This window comes from Acidobacteriota bacterium, from assembly GCA_035471785.1.
Taxonomy (GTDB): Bacteria; Acidobacteriota; UBA6911; order RPQK01; family DATIPO01; genus JANQFM01.
Genome location: DATIPQ010000126.1, coordinates 1 through 5,303, shown reverse-complemented (window position 1 = coordinate 5,303; position 5,303 = coordinate 1). Strand labels below are relative to the sequence as shown.

Genomic DNA, 5,303 nt, shown 5'->3' with positions numbered 1-5,303 from the left:
CCGTCCGGACTGCAGGCGGATCTCGGCGCAACGCTTGGCAAAGGCCAGGGAGACGAAGAGAAAGACGGTCAGCGCCAGCAGCCAGTAGGAGACTTCGATTCCCGTGGCCTGACCGCCTGCCACCACCCGCAGGCCGTAGAGCACCGCCAGCACGAAGACGTCGATGAGCATCAGCTTCTTGAGCAGCAGGGAATAGAAATGGGCCACAACCAGATAGGAGGCCAGCGCCAGCAGAAAGCCCGCGGGCAGGTAGACCGACGAAACTGCCAGGACGCCCGCAGCAAGGAGGGCCGAGGCTGTCAGCGAGGCGCGGACGGAGATGCGTCCGGCGGCCAGGGGACGCTTCTTCTTGACGGGATGGTGCCGGTCGCTGCCCAAGTCGAGCACGTCGTTGACCAGGTAGACCGAGGAAGCCGCCAGGCTGAAAAGCGCAAAGGAGGCTGCCGTGGCCGCCCACAGGTCCCAGCGTCCGATCTGGTGCGACAACACCAGCGGAGCGGCCAGCAGCACGTTCTTAACCCACTGACCCGCCCGTAAAGCTGCCCACAGTCCGTCCACGCGCCTACTCTGCTATGCGCGCTTGACGGGGTCAAGTGATCGGTCCTGCAGAGCCCATTGCAGGGCCCGCATCAGGTCGTCTTGTTCCTGCGGGAAGACGGTTCGCAGATCGATCAGCAGGCGGTCGCGCTCGATTCGCACCAGGACGGGCGGCTGATGGCGCCGCAGCCGCTCCTCCACGGCCGACGGAGAGGAGGAGGTTTGCAGTGAAAGCAGTCGACTGGGCAAGCGTTGGCCGGGAGCCGATCCGCCGCCGACCAGCGATTCTCCATCCACCACTTTCCAGCGCACGTATTGGCCGGCTTTCTCGGCCAGGCGCTCGCCCAGTTCCTGGGCCCTCCGCTCCAGCTCGCCGGCCGTCAGCGAGAGCATCTGGTAGATGGGCAAGGTTTCCTGCCAGCGTCCCGTTTCGTATTCAATGAGGACGCGTTCCAGGGCCGCGTAGGTGGTCTTGTCGATGCGGCAGGCCCTCATGAGGGGATTCTTGCGCAGTCGGTTGACGAGATCCTGCCGTCCGGCCACGATGCCCGCCTGAGGTCCGCCCAGAAGCTTGTCCCCCGAGAAACACACCAGGTCGACCCCCAGGTCGATGGCCATCTGGGCCGTCGGCTCTTGCTCCAGAGCCGGATGGCCGGTGGGAAAGAGGTATCCGCTGCCGATATCTTCGGCCAGCGGGATGCCGCTTTCCTTCGACAGTTCCGCCAGCTCCTGCAACTCGGGCGCCTGGGTGAATCCCACCACCTTATAGTTGCTGGGATGGACGCGCATGATCAGGGCCGTTTCCTCGCCCATGGCCTGCCGGTAGTCGCTGATGCGGGTCTTGTTGGTGGTGCCCACTTCGCGCAAGAGGGCTCCGCTGGCCTCCATGATGGAGGGCAGGCGGAAGGATCCGCCGATTTCGATGAGTTCGCCGCGCGAGACCAGCACCTGTTTTCCGCGGGCCAGGGTATTGAGGATGAGGAAGAGGGCGGCGGCGTTGTTGTTGGTGACGCTGGCGGCCTGGCATCCCAGCAGGCGCGTCAGCCGCGCCTCGAAGTGCTGGTCGCGCTGGCCCCTGCGTCCGGTCTCCAGGTTGTACTCGAGATTGGAGTAGGAGCCGGCCAGCTTGCCCATCCATTCGGCCACGAAAGGAGCGATGGGGGCGCGTCCGACGTTGGTGTGCAGGATGACTCCCGAGGCGTTGATGACGCGGCGCAGGGAAGGCCGCAGGCGTAGACGCAGACTGCGGGCCAGGTCGTCCTCCACGCCGGCGCTGCGCTGGGCCAGTTGGCCCGCGTCCATTTCGCCGCCCAGCGCTTGGGTGCGCAGTTCCTCCACCCACTGGCGGGCGTGCTCGATCACCAGTTCCCGCGAGTACTCTTCGACCAGGGAGCGGACACCCTGGCGCTGCAGGATGCTGTCGATGGAGGGCAACTGCTGTAGAACCTGCTGTTTAATCACTATCTGCGATTATGCCACAGCGGTCCGAGATCCATAGTCTGAGGTTTTGAACCTGAACCTTGAGACAGCCGCTGCAGTCTGACGTTTCCAGCTAGTCCCTGCGGCGGCTGGTTGGGGAGGTGTGCCGGCATGACTTCTGCTGGCCATGTTCATAACGTTGTGTCATCATCGTAAAACCACGTGATTCATTTCGGGAGGCTTAGAATGAAGCGAATCTGCCTGAACTCTATCATCCTGGCGCTTGCCCTTCTAGACAGTTCTTTTCTGGCCGCGCAGAAGATGAACGTCGAGCGATTGATCAGCAAACATCGGGAAGCCGTCGGCGCTGGGGCGACGGAACGGCAAACGGCCCATGTGCAGGGGCAGGTCGGACTGCAGATCCTGGTGGGAGGGCGAGCGGCGCTGAGAGGGCCGTTCTACCTTCAGTCGCGCAAGGACGAATTTGCCTACCAGCTCGACTTCCAGATCGCCGATTACGGCAAAGAGCGCTTCGTGGGCAGCCGGGAAGACGTGGAGGTGGGCTACATGAGGCCTGGGGACCGGTCGCCTTTGGGCGATTTCCTGCACGTCCATCAATCGGTCCTGGCCGAGGGACTGTGGGGCGGGGTTTTGAGCGCCGCTTTTCCTCTCCTGGACCCTGAGGACAACCCCGGGGTCAGGTATCGAGGCTTAAAAAAGGTGGAAGGACAAAAACTGCATCGCCTCGATTACCAGGCCAAAAAGCCTCAGGGCGACCTGAGGATCCAGCTTTACTTTGACCCCGAGACTTTCCAGCACGTCAAGAGCATCTACGATTTGATCCGCCCCGCTCCCTTGGGGGCGGACGAAATCTCCTCGGCCAGGTTGACCAATACCCGTCTCAAGCTGACCGAAGAGTTCTCCGAGTTCAAAGACGAATCGGGACTGATGATGCCCCACAAGTGGGTCGTGACCTTCAACTCCGAGTCCACCGACAGGACCCTGGCCTGGGAGTGGACTCACGTCGTCCAATCCTTCGCTTACGACGTCGACATCGACGATTCGGTCTTCGAATTAGCCCCTCCGCGCTAAGGCGCGCTTACTCGTAGCGCAGAGTCTGGATGGGGTCGAGCCGGGTGGCGCGCCAAGCGGGCCGCAAGCAGGCTAACAGAGCCGCTGCCAGCAGGACGGCCGTCACCACTCCCAAAGTCAGCGGATCGCTGGGGCTGACCTGAAAGAGAAGGCTCGACATCAGCCGGGTCAACGCCAGCGCCCCCGCCAGGCCCAAGGCCAGGCCCAGCGCCGTCAGCAGCAGTCCCTCGGCCAGGACCAGACCCAGCACTTGACGGCGCCGCGCCCCCACCGCCAGGCGGATGGCGAATTCCCGAGTGCGGGCCGAGACGCCGCAGGCCAGCACGCCGTAGATTCCTACCGCCGCCAAACCCAGGGCCAGAAAGGCGAAGATTCCCAGCAGGACGGTACTGAAGCGGGTGGCGGCGGCATCCTCGGCGATGTGCTGGTTCAAGGTGCGCGAGTCCCACACCGGCAAGTTGGGATCCAGGCTGCGAACCACGTCGCGCACCGCTGCTGACAGTCGAGCCGCATCGCCGGCGCTGTGCACAACCAGGTAGTTGGAGCGGTAGCTGATTTGGCGGAAGCTCAAATAGACGCCGGGTCGGGGAGGAGCATCCAGTCCGCTGTCTTTGATGTCCGACACCACGCCGACGACTTGAGCGAACTCGCCATCGGGGAGTCCGATGGCCGGCCGGATGCGTTTGCCCAGCGGGTCTTGACCCGTCCAGAAGGCGCGGGCGGCGGACTCGTTGACCAGGGCCGCAAATGGGGCGCCGTCACGGTCTTGCCGTTGCAGGCCGCGTCCTGCCTGCAGGCGGATGCCCAGCGTCTCGAGGTAGTTTTCGTCCACCATCTGAACCCACACCGAGCGCCGTTCTTGTCCTTCTTCCTGGGAGGCGCCCTCGATGCGCAGCGAGGTGGTGTCGCAGCCGCCCTTGACGGGAAGGCAATTGCCCAGGCCCGCCGAAAGTACGCCGGGAAGGGCCGAGGCACGGTCCAGCAGGCGCTGGAAGAAATCGACGGCCTGTTGCGGCGAATAGGCCTGGGAGGGCAGGCTGATGTGCACGGCCAGCCGGTCCTCGGGGTCGAAACCCAAGGGCTGCTGATGGAGCTGTCCCAGGCTGCGCACCAGCAGCCCGGCTCCCGTCAGCAGGATCAAGGCCAAAGCCAGTTCGCCCACCACCAGCAGCGATCCCAAGGGATTGCGGCGTCCGGAAGGGGACCAGGACCCTCCCGTGCTCTTCAGTTCCGACACCAGGTCGGCGCCCGAAAAGCGCAGGGCCGGCAGGAGTCCGAAGAGCAGGGTTGCGCCCAGTGCCAGCAAGAAGTTGAAGGCCAGCACGGCGGGATCGAGTCCTACCGACTGGGCATCCAGTGCCGTGGTTCCTTCCAGGGCAGGGGGACGCAGGGCGGTCAGCAGCGAAATGCCTCCGCCGGCTACCAGCAGGGCCAGGACGGCCCCCGCCAGCGACAGGACCAGGCTTTCGGTGAGCAACTGGCGGAGCAGGCGCAAGCGTCCGGCGCCCAGCGCTTTCCTCACGCCCATTTCCCGCTGCCGTCGCGAGGACCGGGCCATCAGCAGGTGAGCCAGGTTGGCGCAGGCGATGAGCAGCACGAAGCCGACGGCTCCGCTGAGGATCAGCAGCGGCGTCCTCACCGCCGGATCGACCTGGGCCTCGGACAGCGGGGTGGCGCGTACGCGGAAGGGCTTGCCCTCGAAGACTTCCTGGAAGCGGAACTCCTCGTTGGTGCCGGCGGCCGCCGAGTCGAGGGCCGCTTGCAGGCGCTCGGTCGTCCACCCGTGGGGCACCCGGGCGATGACGTTGTGCCAGAAGGCGAAAGAGACACTCAGGCGCCGGGCGAACATCAGTCGGGGCGCCATCATCATGGGCACCCATACGTCGGCTGTGCCCGAGAGTCCGCGGAATCCTGGCGGCATCACGCCCACCACCGTCAGGGGAATCGAGTTGAGGGTCAGCGATTGTCCCGCCACGGACTGCTCGGCTCCGAAGGCCCGGGCCCGCAGTCCCTGGCTGATCAGGGCCACGGGATGGGCGCCGGGTTCCCGGTCTTCTTCATCGTTGAAGGTCCGCCCCTCGGACGCGCTCACGCCCAGCACTGAAAAGTAGCTCGCTGAGACGAACTCCGCCTCGACCTTCTGAGGCGTCTCGCCCCCGGCCAGGCTGTAGGCGCGCGTCGAGCGGGTGTAGGCGGCCACACCGGGCAGGGTCTGGCGGGCCCGGGCGCGGAAGTCGTCAAAGAGCGGATAGGAC

At 65.0% G+C, this 5,303-nt stretch carries 4 protein-coding genes; 1 reads left to right on the top strand and 3 read right to left on the bottom strand.

The features are described from left to right. Both VLU25_18110 and selA read right to left on the bottom strand, forming a co-directional pair. Positions 1-558, bottom strand: a 558-nt coding sequence (locus VLU25_18110) for a UbiA prenyltransferase family protein (protein HSR69848.1), incomplete at its 3' end; no start/stop codon positions are given. A 12-nt stretch (positions 559-570) separates the two neighbouring features. Next, positions 571-1,998 carry an L-seryl-tRNA(Sec) selenium transferase gene (gene selA, locus VLU25_18105; GenBank protein HSR69847.1) on the bottom strand — a complete coding sequence of 476 codons (1,428 nt, stop codon included), beginning with the start codon at positions 1,996-1,998 and terminating at the stop codon, positions 571-573. Between the two features lie 279 nt (positions 1,999-2,277). Here selA and VLU25_18100 point away from each other — a divergent pair, with 279 nt between their 5' ends. Beyond that, the gene (locus VLU25_18100; protein HSR69846.1) at positions 2,278-3,048 is read left to right on the top strand and encodes a hypothetical protein; all 771 of its coding nucleotides are present in this window, start codon (positions 2,278-2,280) and stop codon (positions 3,046-3,048) included. 7 nt (positions 3,049-3,055) lie between these two features. On the opposite strand, the gene VLU25_18095 is transcribed toward VLU25_18100, so the two are convergent. Next, on the bottom strand, positions 3,056-5,303 hold a 2,248-nt coding region (locus VLU25_18095; protein HSR69845.1), incomplete at its 5' end, for an ABC transporter permease.